The following is a 13,691-nucleotide window of genomic DNA, read 5'->3' on the forward strand; positions in this document are numbered from 1 at the left end:
GCACTGCCGCTCCGGTCCACAAGGTCGCAGCCCGGCATGTCACCGCCGCCTCAGCTCCCAAGACCGCCGCCCGGCACGCCTCCGCTGCTCCCGCGCCCAAGGCCGCCGCTCGCCACGTCGCGAAGGTGGACCCCACCCAGGCAGCCTCCGCCGCCCGCGCCAAGCACGCCGCCCGCGCCACCAGCGCCCTGCACCGTAAGCAGGCCACCGCCCAGGCGGCCACCCGCAACGTCGGTGCCCAGGTCGCGACCCGCGCCATGGACCTGGTCGGTACGCCCTATCGCTTCGGCGGTACCAATCCGCAGAACGGCCTGGATTGCAGCGGCCTGGTGAACTACGTCTATCGTGACGTGCACAACGTCAAGCTGCCGCGCACCTCCCGGGAACTGGCCCAGCTCAAGGGACCCAAGGTCGCCCGTGGCGATCTCAAGGCCGGCGACCTGGTGTTCTTCAAGACCGGTCAGCGCAGCGGCATCGATCACGTCGCCATCTACCTGGGCAACGATCGCTTCGTCCATGCCCCGCGCAGTGGCGAGAGCGTGCGCGTCGACCATCTGAGCAAGCCCTACTGGACCAAGCGTTTCGCCTCGGCCAAGCGCGTGCTGCAGCAGCCCACCACCCTGGCGGCGGAAACCGATCCCGTCGCGGACAAGCCGCGTACCAAGCGTACCCGCAAGTCCTGATCCCTCCCCCTCGCTCCGCCGGGCACTACCGCCCGGCGGAGTGTCGCTCCACTCGGCGCCGCCTGGCGCAAAGCCATTGAACGACGCTCCGCTTCCCGGATACTGTATGCAATCACAGTCCAGGAGATCTCGATGGAGCTCGCCGACAAGCTGATCATTCTCGCCGATGCCGCCAAGTACGACGTGTCCTGCGCCAGCAGCGGCGCGCCCAAACGCAGCTCGAAGGGCAAGGACGGCCTGGGCTCGACCGATGGCATGGGCATCTGCCACAGCTTCACCCCCGATGGGCGCTGCGTGGCGCTGCTCAAGGTGCTGCTGACCAATTTCTGCCAGTACGACTGCCAGTACTGCGTCAACCGCCGCAGCAGCAACGTGCCGCGGGCGCGATTCACGCCCGAGGAAGTGGTGCAGCTGACCCTCGACTTCTACCGGCGCAACGTCATCAGCGGGCTGTTCCTCAGCTCCGGCATCATCCGCTCCTCCAACTACACCATGGAGCAGATGACCCGGGTCGCCCAGCTGTTGCGCGAACAGCACCAGTTCCGTGGCTACATCCACCTCAAGACCATTCCCGACGCCGATCCCGAGATCATCGCCCAGGCCGGCCTCTATGCCGATCGCCTGTCGGTGAACATCGAGCTGCCCACCGAGAGCAGCCTGATCAAGCTGGCGCCGGAAAAGAACGGCAGCAGCATTCGCAAGACCATGGGCAACATTCGCCTGGGCCTGGAGGAAGCCGAGGCCGAAGCCAAGGCGCCGCGCTTCGCTCCGGCGGGCCAGAGCACCCAGATGATCGTGGGTGCCGATGCCACCGACGACCGCACCATCCTCGATACCGCCCAGACGCTGTATGGCGCCTATCGCCTCAAGCGCGTCTACTACTCGGCGTTCAGCCCCATCCCGGAAAGCCCGGGCACGGTGCCGCTGCAACCGCCGCCGCTGCTGCGCGAGCACCGCCTGTACCAGGCCGACTTCCTCATGCGCGGCTATGGCTTCCAGGCGGAGGAGTTGCCTACCGAAGACGGCCAGCTGCCGCTGGACGTGGACCCCAAGCTGGCCTGGGCGCTGCATAACAGAGCCATCTTCCCGCTGGATCTCAATCGCGCCGACCAGGCGCTGATCGCCCGGGTGCCCGGCATCGGCGTGCTGTCGGCCAAGCGGCTGGTGGAGCTCAGGCGCGAGCGACGCATCCGCTATGCCGACCTGATCCGCCTGAAATGCAGCGTGGAGAAGGCGCGCCCCTTCATCATCACCCAGGACTACCGCCCGCAACCGCGCCTGGCCGAGTCCCTGGACCTGCGCCGGCAACTCGCCGAACCGCCCGCCCAGCTCGCCCTGCTCTAGATGCAGAGAGTCGATTTCGACGGTACCTTCGCCGGCTGGCGCAAGGAAGCGCGGCGGCTGCTGCAAGCGGGTATCCCGCCGGCACAGGTGAGCTGGCAGGAGAGTCGCGGCCTGGGCGATCTGTTCGACGAACCGGTCGAGGTCACGGCGGCTCCGCCCAGCGGCGCCATACGGATCCCGCCACAACTGGCCGAGGCGCTGAACTACGCCGCCTGCTTTCGCAGCGATGATCGCTGGGCCTTGCTCTATCAGGTGCTCTGGCGCGTCGCCCGGGGCGAACGCGCGGCGATGCTGGCCGGTGACGAGGACGGCAGCGAACTGCAGCGCCGGGTCAAGGCGATCCGCCGCGAGATCCACCATGTGCATGCCTTCCTGCGCTTTCGTCCGCGGGCGGAAAGCGCCGGCCCACCGGCCTGGGTGGCCTGGCACCAGCCGGCCCACGACGTCCTCGCCCTGGCGGCGCCACATTTCTGCGACCGCATGGGCAACAGCAGCTGGCTGATCGCGACCCCGGAGGCGGCCGCGCTCTGGGACGGCCAGGCGCTGCAACTGGTGGAGCCCTGCCCCGCCGAGCTGCAGCAGCTGGCCCGGCAGACGCCGGAAGACGACGACCGCAATGCCGGTGACGAACTCTGGCGCGCCTATTACCGCAGCACCTTCAATCCGGCGCGGGCCAATCCGCGCACCCTGAGGGGCAACATGCCGGCGCGCTTCTGGAAGGATCTGCCGGAAGGGCCGCTCATCCCGGCGCTGCTCAGCGAGGCCCGAGCCGGCGCCCAGCGCCTGGCCCAGGCCGAGGCCGTGGGTCGCCAGAGCGGTCGCGAGGTGTTGATCGCCGCGGAACGTGCGCAGCCGGAGCGACCGCTACCCACCACCCTCGACGAGTGCCGCCGCTGCGAGCTGTGGGAAAAGGCCACCCAGCCGGTGGCGGGCGAGGGCCCGCGCACCGCGCGCGTCCTGCTGCTGGGCGAACAGCCCGGCGATCAGGAGGATCTGGCGGGTCGGCCCTTCGTCGGTCCGGCCGGGCAGGTGCTGATGGCGGCCCTGGCCGAAGCCGGCCTCGAGCGCAGCGAGGTCTTTCTCACCAACGCGGTCAAGCACTTCAAATGGATCCCCCAGGGCAGGAGGCGCAAGCACGTCACCCCGGGACCGGAGATCGCCCCCTGCCGCTACTGGCTGGAGCAGGAATTGCGCGACATCCAGCCGACCGTGGTGGTGGCCCTGGGCTCGACCGCCCTGGAAGCCCTGCTCAAACGCAAGCCAAGGGGCCTGGCGCAATTCATGGGAAGACCGTTGCGGCTGGACGAACGCTGGATCATCGCCACCTATCACCCCTCGTACATCCTGCGCACCCCGGATGCCGAGCAGCAGGAGCAGGCGCGCCAGGCGCTGGTCACCGCCCTGCGCGAGGCCAGGACCCTGGCAGCCGAAGGCGAAGGCGAAGGCTAGCGGAAGCGCTTGGGCGGATCGTCGCCCATGTCCACCGAGAGGTTGCGGGTAAGCTGATTGAGGTGATCGGCGTCCGTTTCCGAACCCAGCTTGATCATCAGGCGCAGGTCGTTGGCGGAATCGGCGTGGGCCAGGGCCGCTTCGTAGCTGATCTCGCCGTCGCGATAGAGACCATAGAGCGACTGGTCGAAGGTCTGCATGCCCAGTTCGCCGGACTTCTTCATCAGCGCCTTGAGTTCGTGCACCTCGCCCTTGCGGATCAGGTCGGCGACCAGCGGGGTGTTGAGCAGCACCTCGATCACCGCGCGACGGCCCTGGCCATCGGTGGTGGGCACCAGTTGCTGGGCGACGATGCCCTTGAGGTTGAGCGACAGGTCCATCCAGGTCTGGCCGTGCCGATCGGCTGGAAAGAAATGGATGATGCGATCCAGCGCCTGGTTGGCGTTGTTGGCGTGCAGGGTGGCCAGACACAGGTGACCGGTCTCGGCGAAGGCCAGGGCGTGCTCCATGGTGTCCCGGCTGCGGATCTCGCCGATCATGATGACGTCCGGCGCCTGGCGCAGGGTGTTCTTCAGCGCCACCTCGAAGGACTCGGTGTCGATGCCCACCTCGCGCTGGGTGACGATGCAGCCCTGGTGCTGGTGGATGTATTCGATGGGATCCTCGATGGAGATGATGTGCCCCGCCGAGTTCTTGTTGCGGTGGCCGATCATGGCCGCCAGCGAGGTGGACTTGCCGGTGCCGGTGGCACCGACGAAGATCACCAGGCCACGCTTGGTCATGGCCAGCTTCTTGATGATCTCCGGCAGGCGCAGCTGCTCGACCGTGGGAATGTTCACCTCGATGCGGCGCAGCACCATGCCCACCAGGTTGCGCTGGTAGAAGGCGCTGACCCGGAAGCGGCCGATGCCGCGGGCGCTGATGGCGAAGTTGCACTCGCGCTTCTGCTGGAATTCCTGGCGCTGCTCGTCGTTCATCACCCCCAGCACCAGCGCCCGGCACTGCTCGGGCGTGAGCGAATCCTTGGTGACCGGCGTCATGCGCCCGTTGATCTTCATCGAAGGGGGTACGCCGGTGGTGATGAAGAGGTCGGACGCCCCCTTGTCCACCATCAGCTGCAGGAACCTGTCGAAATCCATCAGAAGTTCTCCGGCGTCTTGGCCTTCTCGCGGGCCGCGTCGCGGCTGATCAGCCCCTTGGCCAGGAGCGCCTTGAGGCACATGTCCAGGGTCTGCATGCCCAGGCCGCCACCGGTCTGGATCGAGGAATACATCTGCGCCACCTTGTCCTCGCGGATCAGGTTACGGATGGCCGGGGTGCCGATCATGATCTCGTGGGCCGCTACCCGGCCGCCGCCGACCTTTTTCAGCAGGGTCTGGGAGACCACCGCCTGCAGGGATTCGGACAGCATGGAGCGCACCATGGATTTTTCTTCCGCCGGAAAGACGTCCACCACCCGGTCGATGGTCTTGGCCGCCGAGGTGGTGTGCAGGGTGCCGAACACCAGGTGCCCGGTCTCGGCCGCGGTCAGCGCCAGGCGGATGGTCTCCAGGTCGCGCAGCTCGCCCACCAGGATGATGTCCGGGTCCTCGCGCAGCGCCGAGCGCAGGGCCTCGGAGAAGCCCAGGGTGTCGCGGTGCACCTCGCGCTGGTTGACCAGGCACTTCTTGGATTCGTGGACGAATTCGATGGGGTCCTCGATGGTGAGGATGTGGTGGTACTTAGTGTTGTTGAGATAGTCGAGCATGGCCGCCAGGGTGGTGGACTTGCCCGAACCGGTCGGTCCGGTCACCAGCACCAGGCCGCGCGGGACGTCGGTGATCTTCTTGAACACCTCGCCCATGCCCAGTTCTTCCATGCTCAGCACCTTGGACGGAATGGTCCGGAACACCGCGCCGGCGCCGCGATTCTGGTTGAAGGCGTTGACCCGGAAGCGCGCCACGCCCGGCACCTCGAAGGAGAAGTCGGTCTCCAGGAATTCCTCAAAGTCCTTGCGCTGCTTGTCGTTCATGATGTCGTAGATCAGCGCGTGCACCTGCTTGTGCTCGAAGGCCGGCAGGTTGATGCGGCGCACGTCGCCGTCGACGCGGATCATTGGCGGCAGGCCGGCGGACAGGTGCAGGTCGGAGGCGCCTTGCCGCGCGGAAAAGGCCAGCAATTCGGTGATATCCATGGGACTCCCAGATGTCGAGCAAGCAGGTAGAATGCCGCGCAGCACTGGCGGTCTGACCTGGTCACCGCCACTCACTCATCCGGTACGCCGAGGCCTGCCGGATGCGCCGACGCAAGCAGGGGCTGAATGTCCACGATAGCCGAGAATAGCGCAACCGTACTCGAACGCATCGCCGCCGCCAGCCGGACGGCAGGCCGCGATCCCGCGACTGTCGGCCTCCTGGCGGTGAGCAAGACCAAGCCCGCCGCCGCCTTGCGCGAGGCCGCCGCCGCGGGCCTGCGCGACTTCGGCGAGAACTATCTGCAGGAGGCGCTGGACAAGCAGCCGGCGCTGGCCGACCTGCCCCTGGTGTGGCATTTCATCGGCCCCATCCAGTCCAACAAGACCCGCGCCATCGCCTGCCACTTCGACTGGGTGCATTCGGTGGATCGCCTGAAGATCGCCCAGCGCCTGGCCGAACAGCGCCCGCCCGAGCGCGGGCCGCTGAACATCTGCCTGCAGGTCAACGTCAGTGGCGAGGCCAGCAAGTCCGGCTGCCACCCCGACGATCTGCCGGCCCTGGCCGCCGCGGTCAGCAGGTTGCCCAACCTGCGCCTGCGTGGCCTGATGGCCATCCCCGAACCCACCGAGGACCCGGCCAGCCAGCGCGCTGCCTTCGCCCGGTTGCGCACCCTGGGCGAAGCCCTGAACCTGGGCCTGGACACCCTGTCCATGGGCATGAGCCAGGATCTGGAAGCCGCCATCGCCGAGGGCGCCACCTGGGTCCGCGTCGGTACCGCCCTCTTTGGCGCCCGCGACTACGGCGCCGCCTCTTCAACCTAGGAAGTCTCGATGAACGACACCCGCATCGCCTTCATCGGCGCCGGCAACATGGCCGGCGCCATCATCGGCGGATTGCTCGCCCAGGGCGTGCCGGCCCGGCAGCTGAGCGCCAGCAATCGCAATCCGGCCAAGCGCGAAGCCCTGGCCCGCGAGCATGGCATCCGCGTCGAGGCCAGCAACAGCGCCGTACTCGCCGACGCCGACGTGGTGGTGCTGGGGGTGAAGCCCCAGGTCATGGGCGAGGTCTGCCAGGAGCTGGCGCCCCATCTGCGTCCGGACCAGCTGATCGTCTCGGTCGCCGCCGGCATCACCTGTGCCAGCCTGACACGCTGGCTGGGCCAGCGCGCCCTGGTGCGCTGCATGCCCAACGTGCCGTCGCAGCTGCGCCTGGGTGCCAGCGGCCTGTTCGCCAATGACCAGGTCAGTGCCGAGCAGCGCGCCCGGGCCCAGGAGATCCTCGCCGCGGTCGGTCTGGCCCTGTGGGTCGAGGAAGAACGGCAACTGGACGCGGTCACCGCCGTCTCCGGCAGCGGTCCGGCCTATTTCTTCCTGCTGATGGAAGCCATGACCGAGGCCGGCACCAAGCTCGGCCTGCCGGCCGAGGTCGCCCAGCAGCTGACGCTGCACACCGCCCGCGGCGCCGCCGCCATGGCCTGCCAGGGTGACCGCAGCCCCGAACAATTGCGTCGCTCGGTGATGTCCCCCAAGGGCACCACCGAACGCGCCATCGAAACCTTCCAAGCCGGGGCCTTCGCGGACCTGGTGGAAGAAGCCCTCACCGCCGCGGCCGACCGGGCTGCGGAACTGGCCCAGTTGCCGGATCGATAAGGAGTATCCATGTCCGCTTTCGCACAAGCTCTCGTCTACGTCATCCAGACCCTCGGCAGCCTCTATCTGCTGATCATCCTGCTGCGCTTCATCCTGCAGCTGGTCCGGGCCGACTTCTACAATCCGCTGTCGCAATTCACCGTGCGCGCCACCCAGCCGCTGCTCAAGCCGGTACGGCGCATCATCCCCGGCTTCGGCGGCGTCGATCTGGCGGCCCTGGTGCTGGCGATCCTGGTCCAGCTGGCGCTGATGATGGTCGTGGTGGTGCTGCTCGGCGCCAGCATCGGCGGTCTGTTCCCCGCCCTGCTGATCTGGGCGCTGCTGGGCGTGGCGTCACTGTTCCTCAAGGTGTTCTTCTTCGCCCTGATCGTCAGCGTCATCCTCTCCTGGGTCGCGCCCCAGACCCACAATCCGGCGGCCGAACTGGTCAACCAGATCTGCGAGCCGTTGCTGGCTCCCTTCCGCCGCATCCTGCCGAGCCTGGGTGGTCTGGATCTGTCGCCGATCTTCGCCTTCATCGTGATCAATCTGCTGGACCGCTTCGTCATCGGCCAGCTGGCCGCGGCCACCGGCATGCCGCAGATTCTCGCCCCCTTCCTCTGACGCACCACTCGCGCACCCGCCACGACCGCCCGCCGCGTCGTGGCGGAGGCGGCATTGACGTCCCGCTGGACGCTGGGGCACCGTCCAGCCTTTGCTGTTCAGGTCAAGGAAGTCCCCTATGGAACGCCTGTTCCGCCACGTCGATGCCTATGCCACGTGGAAAGCCGAACTCGATACCCAATTGGGCCGCTACCGCGACTGGTTGCAGCGTAATCGTCTCGCCTCCCCCGCCCTGGACGCCGCCCTGGCGACCTGCCAGAGCGAATTGCAGGCCGACGGCATCACCCTGGCCTTCGCCGGCGAGTTCTCGCGCGGCAAGACCGAGCTGATCAACGCCCTCTTCTTCGCCGACTACGGCCAGCGCATGCTGCCGTCGCAGGCCGGGCGCACCACCATGTGCCCCACCGAGATCTTCTTCGACGCTGCGGCCGACGGTCCCTATCTGCAGCTGCTGCCCATCGACAGCCGCCTGGACGAACGCAGCCTGACCGCCTGGCGCAAGGCGCCCGAGGCCTGGCAGCGCTTCCCCCTGGACGACCGTCACCCGGACGCCATGGCCGCCCTGCTGGCCAAGGTCACCGAGACCCGCGAGGTGGAAACCGCCGCCGCCGTGCAGCTGGGCTTCGATCCCGAGCAGCTGGAACAACTCGACAGCGACGGCCTGGTCAGCATCCCGGCCTGGCGCCATGCGCTGATCAGCATCGACCATCCGCTGCTGCGCCAGGGCCTGCGCATCCTCGACACCCCCGGTCTCAACGCCCTGGGCGCCGAACCGGAACTGACCCTGTCGCTGCTGCCCCACGCCCAGGCCGTGCTCTTTCTCATCGGTGCCGACACCGGCGTGACCGCCTCGGATCTCGCGCTCTGGGAGCAGTGCGTCAAGCCGTCCCTAGGCGATGCCCCGGAGCGGCTGTTTGCGGTGATGAACAAGATCGACAGCCTCTGGGACGACCTCGGCGGGGTCGCCCATGTCGCCCAGTCCCTGGAAAACGTCCGCCAGGCCAGCGCGCGGCAACTGGCGCTGCCGGCCGAGCACATCCTGCCGCTGTCGGCCAAGCAGGCGCTGCTGGGCAAGGTCCGCGGCGACCTGGAACTGCTCGCGCGCAGCCAGCTGGACAGCCTCGAACAGCTGCTCGCCGAACGCATCGTCGGCGCCCGCGAACGCCTGTTGCAGCAGCGCATCGTGCAGCAGGCCAGTGGTCTGCTGGGCGCCAGCCGCACCCTGATCGAACAGCGCCTGGAAGCCATCCGCGCCCAGTACGCGCAACTGGCGGACGAGGAACTGCCCGGCGCCGGCCTGGAATTGCAGACCGCCCGCACGCGCCAGGAATACGATCTCTACCATCGGCGCCTGCTGGACCTGCGCACCACCCAGAACATGCTCGCCGGGCAGCGCAAGCTGTTGACCGACCTGGTCGCGCCGGAGCGCCTGGACGCCCATCTGGACACCGCCCGCCGGGAATTCCGCACCAGCCTGACCACCGTCGGCATCAACCAGTCCATCGCCCGCTTCTTTCGCGTGGTCGAGCATGACCTGCTGGCCCTGGACAACGAAGCGGACCGCGCCAACAAGGTGCTCGGTGCGGTCTACCAGCGGCACAATGTCGAGAATCCGCTGCATCCCCTGGAAGCGCCGCGACTGCGCATCCGCCCCTATGTCCGCGAGCTGCGCCAGCTGCAACTCAAGACCGAGGAGGTCCAGCGCCAGGTCAAGACCCTGCTCACCGAGCAGAGCGCCCTGGGTCGCCGCTTCTTCGCCACCGTGGCCCAGGAGGTCCAGGCGCTACAGGAAGGCGCCCATGCCCAGGTGCTGCGCTGGAACGACGGCGCCCTGACCCCGCTGGTGCAGCACACCCGCGAGCAGAAGCAGTTGCTGGAAACCAGCATGCTGGCGCTCAAGCAGCTCACCCAGCAGAATCTCAACAGCCAGGAGCAGGTGCGCCGGCTGCAGGTGCACGAGGACGTCCTGCACGGGCAGCTCAGCGAGGTCAGCGACATGCTCAAGCAGATCAATCGGCCGGCGCCGTCCCAGCGCCACGACAACGTGGTCGCGCTGCCGCTGGCGCGGGTCGGCTAGCCCCGCCCGCCACCCGTGGCGCGGTCCCCGGCCGCCGCGCCATGCCTGCCCTTGCCGCTCCCGGCGGTGCTCTTTAGACTGGCGAGCCCCGCCCCGGACGAGCCGTCAATGCCCAGCGTCATTCCCGAAGATTCCGTCGGCCTGGTCACCCCCGAGCTGCTGCACTTCAACGAGCCCCTGGCCCTGGCCTGCGGCCGCACCCTGCCGGCCTACGACCTGATGGTCGAGACCTATGGCGAGCTCAACGCCAGCCGCAGCAACGCCGTGCTGATCTGCCACGCGCTCTCCGGCCATCACCACGCGGCCGGCTACCACAGCATGGACGACCGCAAGCCGGGCTGGTGGGACAGCTGCATCGGTCCGGGCAAGCCCATCGACACCCGCAAGTTCTTTGTCGTCGCCCTCAACAACCTGGGCGGCTGCAACGGCTCCACCGGCCCCAGCAGTCCCAATCCCGACACCGGCCGCCCCTATGGCGCGGACTTCCCGGTGCTGACCGTGGAAGACTGGGTCAACAGCCAGGCGCGGCTGGCCGATCGCCTGGGCATCGCCCAGTGGGCGGCAGTGATCGGCGGCAGCCTGGGCGGCATGCAGGCGCTGCAGTGGACCATCAGCTATCCCGAGCGCATCCGCCACTGCCTGGCCATCGCCTCGGCGCCCAAGCTGTCGGCGGAAAACATCGCCTTCAACGAGGTGGCGCGCCAGGCCATCCTCTCGGATCCGGATTTCCATGCCGGCCACTTCCAGGAAAAGGGCGTGATCCCCAGGCGCGGCCTGATGCTGGCGCGCATGGTCGGCCACATCACCTACCTGTCCGACGAGGCCATGGGCGAGAAATTCGGTCGCGAACTCAAGACCGACCAGCTCAACTACGACTTCCACAGCGTCGAATTCCAGGTGGAGAGCTACCTGCGCTACCAGGGCGAGGAATTCTCCGGCCGCTTCGACGCCAACACCTACCTGCTGATGACCAAGGCGCTGGACTACTTCGACCCGGCCCACGCCCAGGGCGGCGACCTGGCCAAGACCCTGGCCGGGGTGCAGGCGCGCTTCCTGATCGTCTCCTTCACCACCGACTGGCGTTTCTCGCCGGCGCGCTCCAAGGAGATCGTCAACGCCCTGATGGCCGCGCGCAAGGACGTCAGCTACCTGGAGGTCGACGCCCCCCAGGGCCATGACGCCTTCCTCATCCCCATCCCGCGCTATCTGCAGGCCTTCTCCCACTACATGACCCGCATCGAGGTATAGCTGCCGTGCGCGCCGATCTGGACATCATTCAGGAATGGATCCCCGCCGGCAGCCGGGTCCTCGACCTCGGTTGCGGCACCGGCGAGCTGCTCGCCTGGCTGCGCGATCACAAGCAGGTCACCGGCTACGGCCTGGAGATCGACCCGGACAAGATCGCCGAATGCCTGCTCAAGGACGTCAACGTCATCGAGCAGGATCTCGATGGCGGCCTGGCCAACTTCGCCAGCGACAGCTTCGACGTGGTGGTCATGACCCAGTCGCTGCAGGCCATGCAGTACCCCGATCGCATTCTCCAGGAGATGCTCAGGGTCGGTCGCCAGTGCATCATCACCTTTCCCAACTTCGGTCACTGGCGCTGCCGACTGTACCTGGGCGGCCGGGGCCGGATGCCGGTTTCCGACTTCCTGCCCTACACCTGGTACAACACGCCGAACATCCACTTCTGCACCTTCGAGGACTTCGAGCGCCTCTGCCGCGAGCAGCGCGCCCAGGTGCTGGATCGTCTCGCCGTGGACCGCCTGCATCGGCATGGCTGGGCCAGCAAGCTGTGGCCGAACCTGCTCGGCGAGATCGGCATCTACCGGGTCAGCGCGCCGCACCTGCACGACCTTCGCGTCGCGATATGACGTAAGGCATGGGTGGCGCGGCCAGCCTGGGCACGGCTTCGCGTACAATACGCCGCCCTTCTCAACGCGACGCGGTGTCTCCCATGTCCGACCTTACCGAACTGGTGCTCGCCAGCCACAACGCCGGCAAACTCAAGGAACTCCAGGCCATGCTCGGCGACCGGGTGAGGGTGCGCTCGGTGGGTGAATTCAGCCAGGTGGAACCCGAGGAAACCGGGCTGTCCTTTGTCGAGAACGCCATCCTCAAGGCGCGCAACGCGGCGCGGCTGTCCGGTCTGCCGGCCCTGGCCGACGATTCCGGCCTGGCGGTGGACGCCCTCGGCGGCGCCCCCGGCATCTATTCCGCGCGCTATGCCGACGGCCAGGGCGATGCCGCCAACAACGCCAAGCTGCTCGAAGCGCTGCGAGACGTGCCCGACGCCGAGCGCAGCGGCCAGTTCGTCTGCGTGCTGGCGCTGGTGCGCCACGCCGACGACCCCTTGCCGATCCTCTGCGAGGGTCTCTGGCCCGGGCACATCCTGCATGCCGCCCAGGGCGAGCACGGCTTCGGCTACGATCCGCTGTTCCAGCCCGATGGCGAAGCGGTCTCCGCGGCCGAACTGGCGCCGGCGGAAAAGAACCAGCGCAGCCATCGCGCCCGCGCCATGGCCCAGCTCAAGCAACGGCTCGGCCTGTGACCCAGGTGTTCGCCCTGCCGCCACTGGCGCTCTACGTCCATATCCCCTGGTGCGTGCGCAAGTGCCCCTATTGCGACTTCAACTCCCATGCGGCCGGTCCGACCCTGCCGGAAGCCGAGTATGTCGACGCCTTGCTGGCGGATCTGGACAACGATCTGGTGCACGTCCATGGCCGCCCGCTGACCTCGATCTTCTTTGGCGGCGGCACGCCCAGTCTGTTTTCCGCCGAGGCCCTGGGTCGCCTGCTGGACGGCGTGGCCCGACGGCTGAGCTTCGCGCCGGACATCGAGATTACCCTGGAAGCCAATCCTGGCACCTTCGAGCAGGCCAAGTTCGTCGCCTATCGCGGCCTGGGCATCAATCGGCTGTCGATCGGCATCCAGAGCTTCCAGGACGCCAAGCTCAAGGCCCTGGGGCGCATCCACGGCCGCGACGAAGCCATCCGCGCCGCCGACCGGGCGCGCGCCGCCGGCTTCGACAATTTCAACCTGGACCTCATGCACGGCCTGCCCGAGCAGAGCGTGGCCGATGCCCTCGGCGATCTGGAGCAGGCCATCGCGCTGGCGCCCACGCACCTATCCTGGTACCAGCTGACCATGGAGCCCAACACGGTGTTCTGGAGCCAGCCGCCGGAGCTGCCCGAAGACGACACCCTCTGGGACATCCAGGAAGCCGGCCAGGCGCGCCTGGCGGCCGCCGGTTACCAGCAGTACGAGACCTCCGCCTATGCCCAGCCCGGGCGCCAGGCGCGGCACAATCTCAACTACTGGGGCTTCGGCGACTTCCTCGGCATCGGCGCCGGCGCCCACGCCAAGCTCAGCGCCCCGGACGGCACCCTGCTGCGCACCTGGAAGACCCGCCTGCCCAAGGACTATCTCGACCCGGCCAAGGACTTCCAGGCGGGCGCGAAACCCCTGGAGCCGGCCGACCTGCCCTTCGATTTCATGATGAACGCCCTGCGCCTGGTCGACGGGGTGCCCGCCGCCTGGTATCCGCAGCGGACCGGCCAGTCGCTGGACAGCCTGGCGCCAGCGCTGGCCGTGGCGCGCCGTGCCGGCCTGCTGGCCGAGGATGAGGAGCGCCTGCGCCCCACCGCCCGCGGCCAGCTGTTCCTGAACGACCTCTTGCAATCCTTTCTGCCTGACTGACGAGGAGCTCTGC

At 67.9% G+C, this 13,691-nt stretch carries 13 protein-coding genes; 11 read left to right on the top strand and 2 right to left on the bottom strand.

Features of this window, described 5'->3' with window-relative positions; genetic code table 11:
- Positions 1-125: 125 nt before the first annotated feature.
- The 3 genes from FHR73_RS22595 to FHR73_RS20190 all read left to right on the top strand — a co-directional run bounded on the left by FHR73_RS22595 (position 126) and on the right by FHR73_RS20190 (position 3,476).
- Positions 126-683, top strand: a complete 558-nt coding sequence (locus tag FHR73_RS22595) for a C40 family peptidase (RefSeq protein WP_311630583.1) — start codon at positions 126-128, stop codon at positions 681-683.
- A gap of 132 nt (positions 684-815) precedes the next feature.
- Positions 816-2,027 carry a putative DNA modification/repair radical SAM protein gene (locus tag FHR73_RS20185; RefSeq protein ID WP_017640984.1) on the top strand — a complete coding sequence of 404 codons (1,212 nt, stop codon included), beginning with the start codon at positions 816-818 and terminating at the stop codon, positions 2,025-2,027.
- Entirely contained in the window at positions 2,028-3,476 is a 1,449-nt protein-coding gene (locus FHR73_RS20190) for a UdgX family uracil-DNA binding protein (protein ID WP_183633642.1), read from the top strand.
- Here FHR73_RS20190 and FHR73_RS20195 read toward each other — a convergent pair.
- Positions 3,473-4,615: a PilT/PilU family type 4a pilus ATPase gene (locus FHR73_RS20195; protein WP_183633643.1), complete on the bottom strand. Its 1,143-nt coding sequence runs from the start codon at positions 4,613-4,615 to the stop codon at positions 3,473-3,475. The genes FHR73_RS20190 and FHR73_RS20195 overlap by 4 nt on opposite strands.
- Positions 4,615-5,649: a type IV pilus twitching motility protein PilT gene (gene pilT, locus FHR73_RS20200; protein ID WP_007161666.1), complete on the bottom strand. Its 1,035-nt coding sequence runs from the start codon at positions 5,647-5,649 to the stop codon at positions 4,615-4,617. Before pilT ends, FHR73_RS20195 begins: the two co-directional genes overlap by 1 nt.
- A 126-nt stretch (positions 5,650-5,775) precedes the next feature.
- Between pilT and FHR73_RS20205 the strand changes: the two genes are divergently transcribed.
- From FHR73_RS20205 to hemW, 8 genes are all read left to right on the top strand, one after another.
- The gene (locus tag FHR73_RS20205; protein WP_183633645.1) at positions 5,776-6,471 is read left to right on the top strand and encodes a YggS family pyridoxal phosphate-dependent enzyme; all 696 of its coding nucleotides are present in this window, start codon (positions 5,776-5,778) and stop codon (positions 6,469-6,471) included.
- A 9-nt stretch (positions 6,472-6,480) separates the two neighbouring features.
- The gene (gene proC, locus FHR73_RS20210; RefSeq protein ID WP_183633647.1) at positions 6,481-7,299 is read left to right on the top strand and encodes a pyrroline-5-carboxylate reductase; all 819 of its coding nucleotides are present in this window, start codon (positions 6,481-6,483) and stop codon (positions 7,297-7,299) included.
- 9 nt (positions 7,300-7,308) lie between these two features.
- Positions 7,309-7,902, top strand: a complete 594-nt coding sequence (locus FHR73_RS20215; RefSeq protein WP_017640989.1) for a YggT family protein — start codon at positions 7,309-7,311, stop codon at positions 7,900-7,902.
- 118 nt (positions 7,903-8,020) lie between these two features.
- Positions 8,021-9,979, top strand: coding sequence for a dynamin family protein (locus FHR73_RS20220; protein ID WP_183633649.1), 1,959 nt, complete (start codon positions 8,021-8,023; stop codon positions 9,977-9,979).
- Between the two features lie 108 nt (positions 9,980-10,087).
- Positions 10,088-11,227: a homoserine O-acetyltransferase gene (locus FHR73_RS20225; RefSeq protein ID WP_183633651.1), complete on the top strand. Its 1,140-nt coding sequence runs from the start codon at positions 10,088-10,090 to the stop codon at positions 11,225-11,227.
- Positions 11,228-11,232: 5 nt separating this feature from the next.
- Positions 11,233-11,853 carry a methionine biosynthesis protein MetW gene (gene metW / locus FHR73_RS20230; RefSeq protein WP_133861462.1) on the top strand — a complete coding sequence of 207 codons (621 nt, stop codon included), beginning with the start codon at positions 11,233-11,235 and terminating at the stop codon, positions 11,851-11,853.
- A gap of 83 nt (positions 11,854-11,936) precedes the next feature.
- A complete protein-coding gene (gene rdgB, locus FHR73_RS20235; RefSeq protein WP_183633653.1) occupies positions 11,937-12,530 on the top strand; it encodes an RdgB/HAM1 family non-canonical purine NTP pyrophosphatase in 594 nt (197 codons plus the stop codon).
- Positions 12,527-13,678, top strand: a complete 1,152-nt coding sequence (hemW, locus tag FHR73_RS20240; RefSeq protein ID WP_183633655.1) for a radical SAM family heme chaperone HemW — start codon at positions 12,527-12,529, stop codon at positions 13,676-13,678. Before rdgB ends, hemW begins: the two co-directional genes overlap by 4 nt.
- Positions 13,679-13,691: the final 13 nt, after the last annotated feature.

The sequence above is a fragment of the Pseudomonas sp. AS2.8 genome, from assembly GCF_014190935.1.
Lineage (GTDB): Bacteria > Pseudomonadota > Gammaproteobacteria > Pseudomonadales > Pseudomonadaceae > Chryseomonas.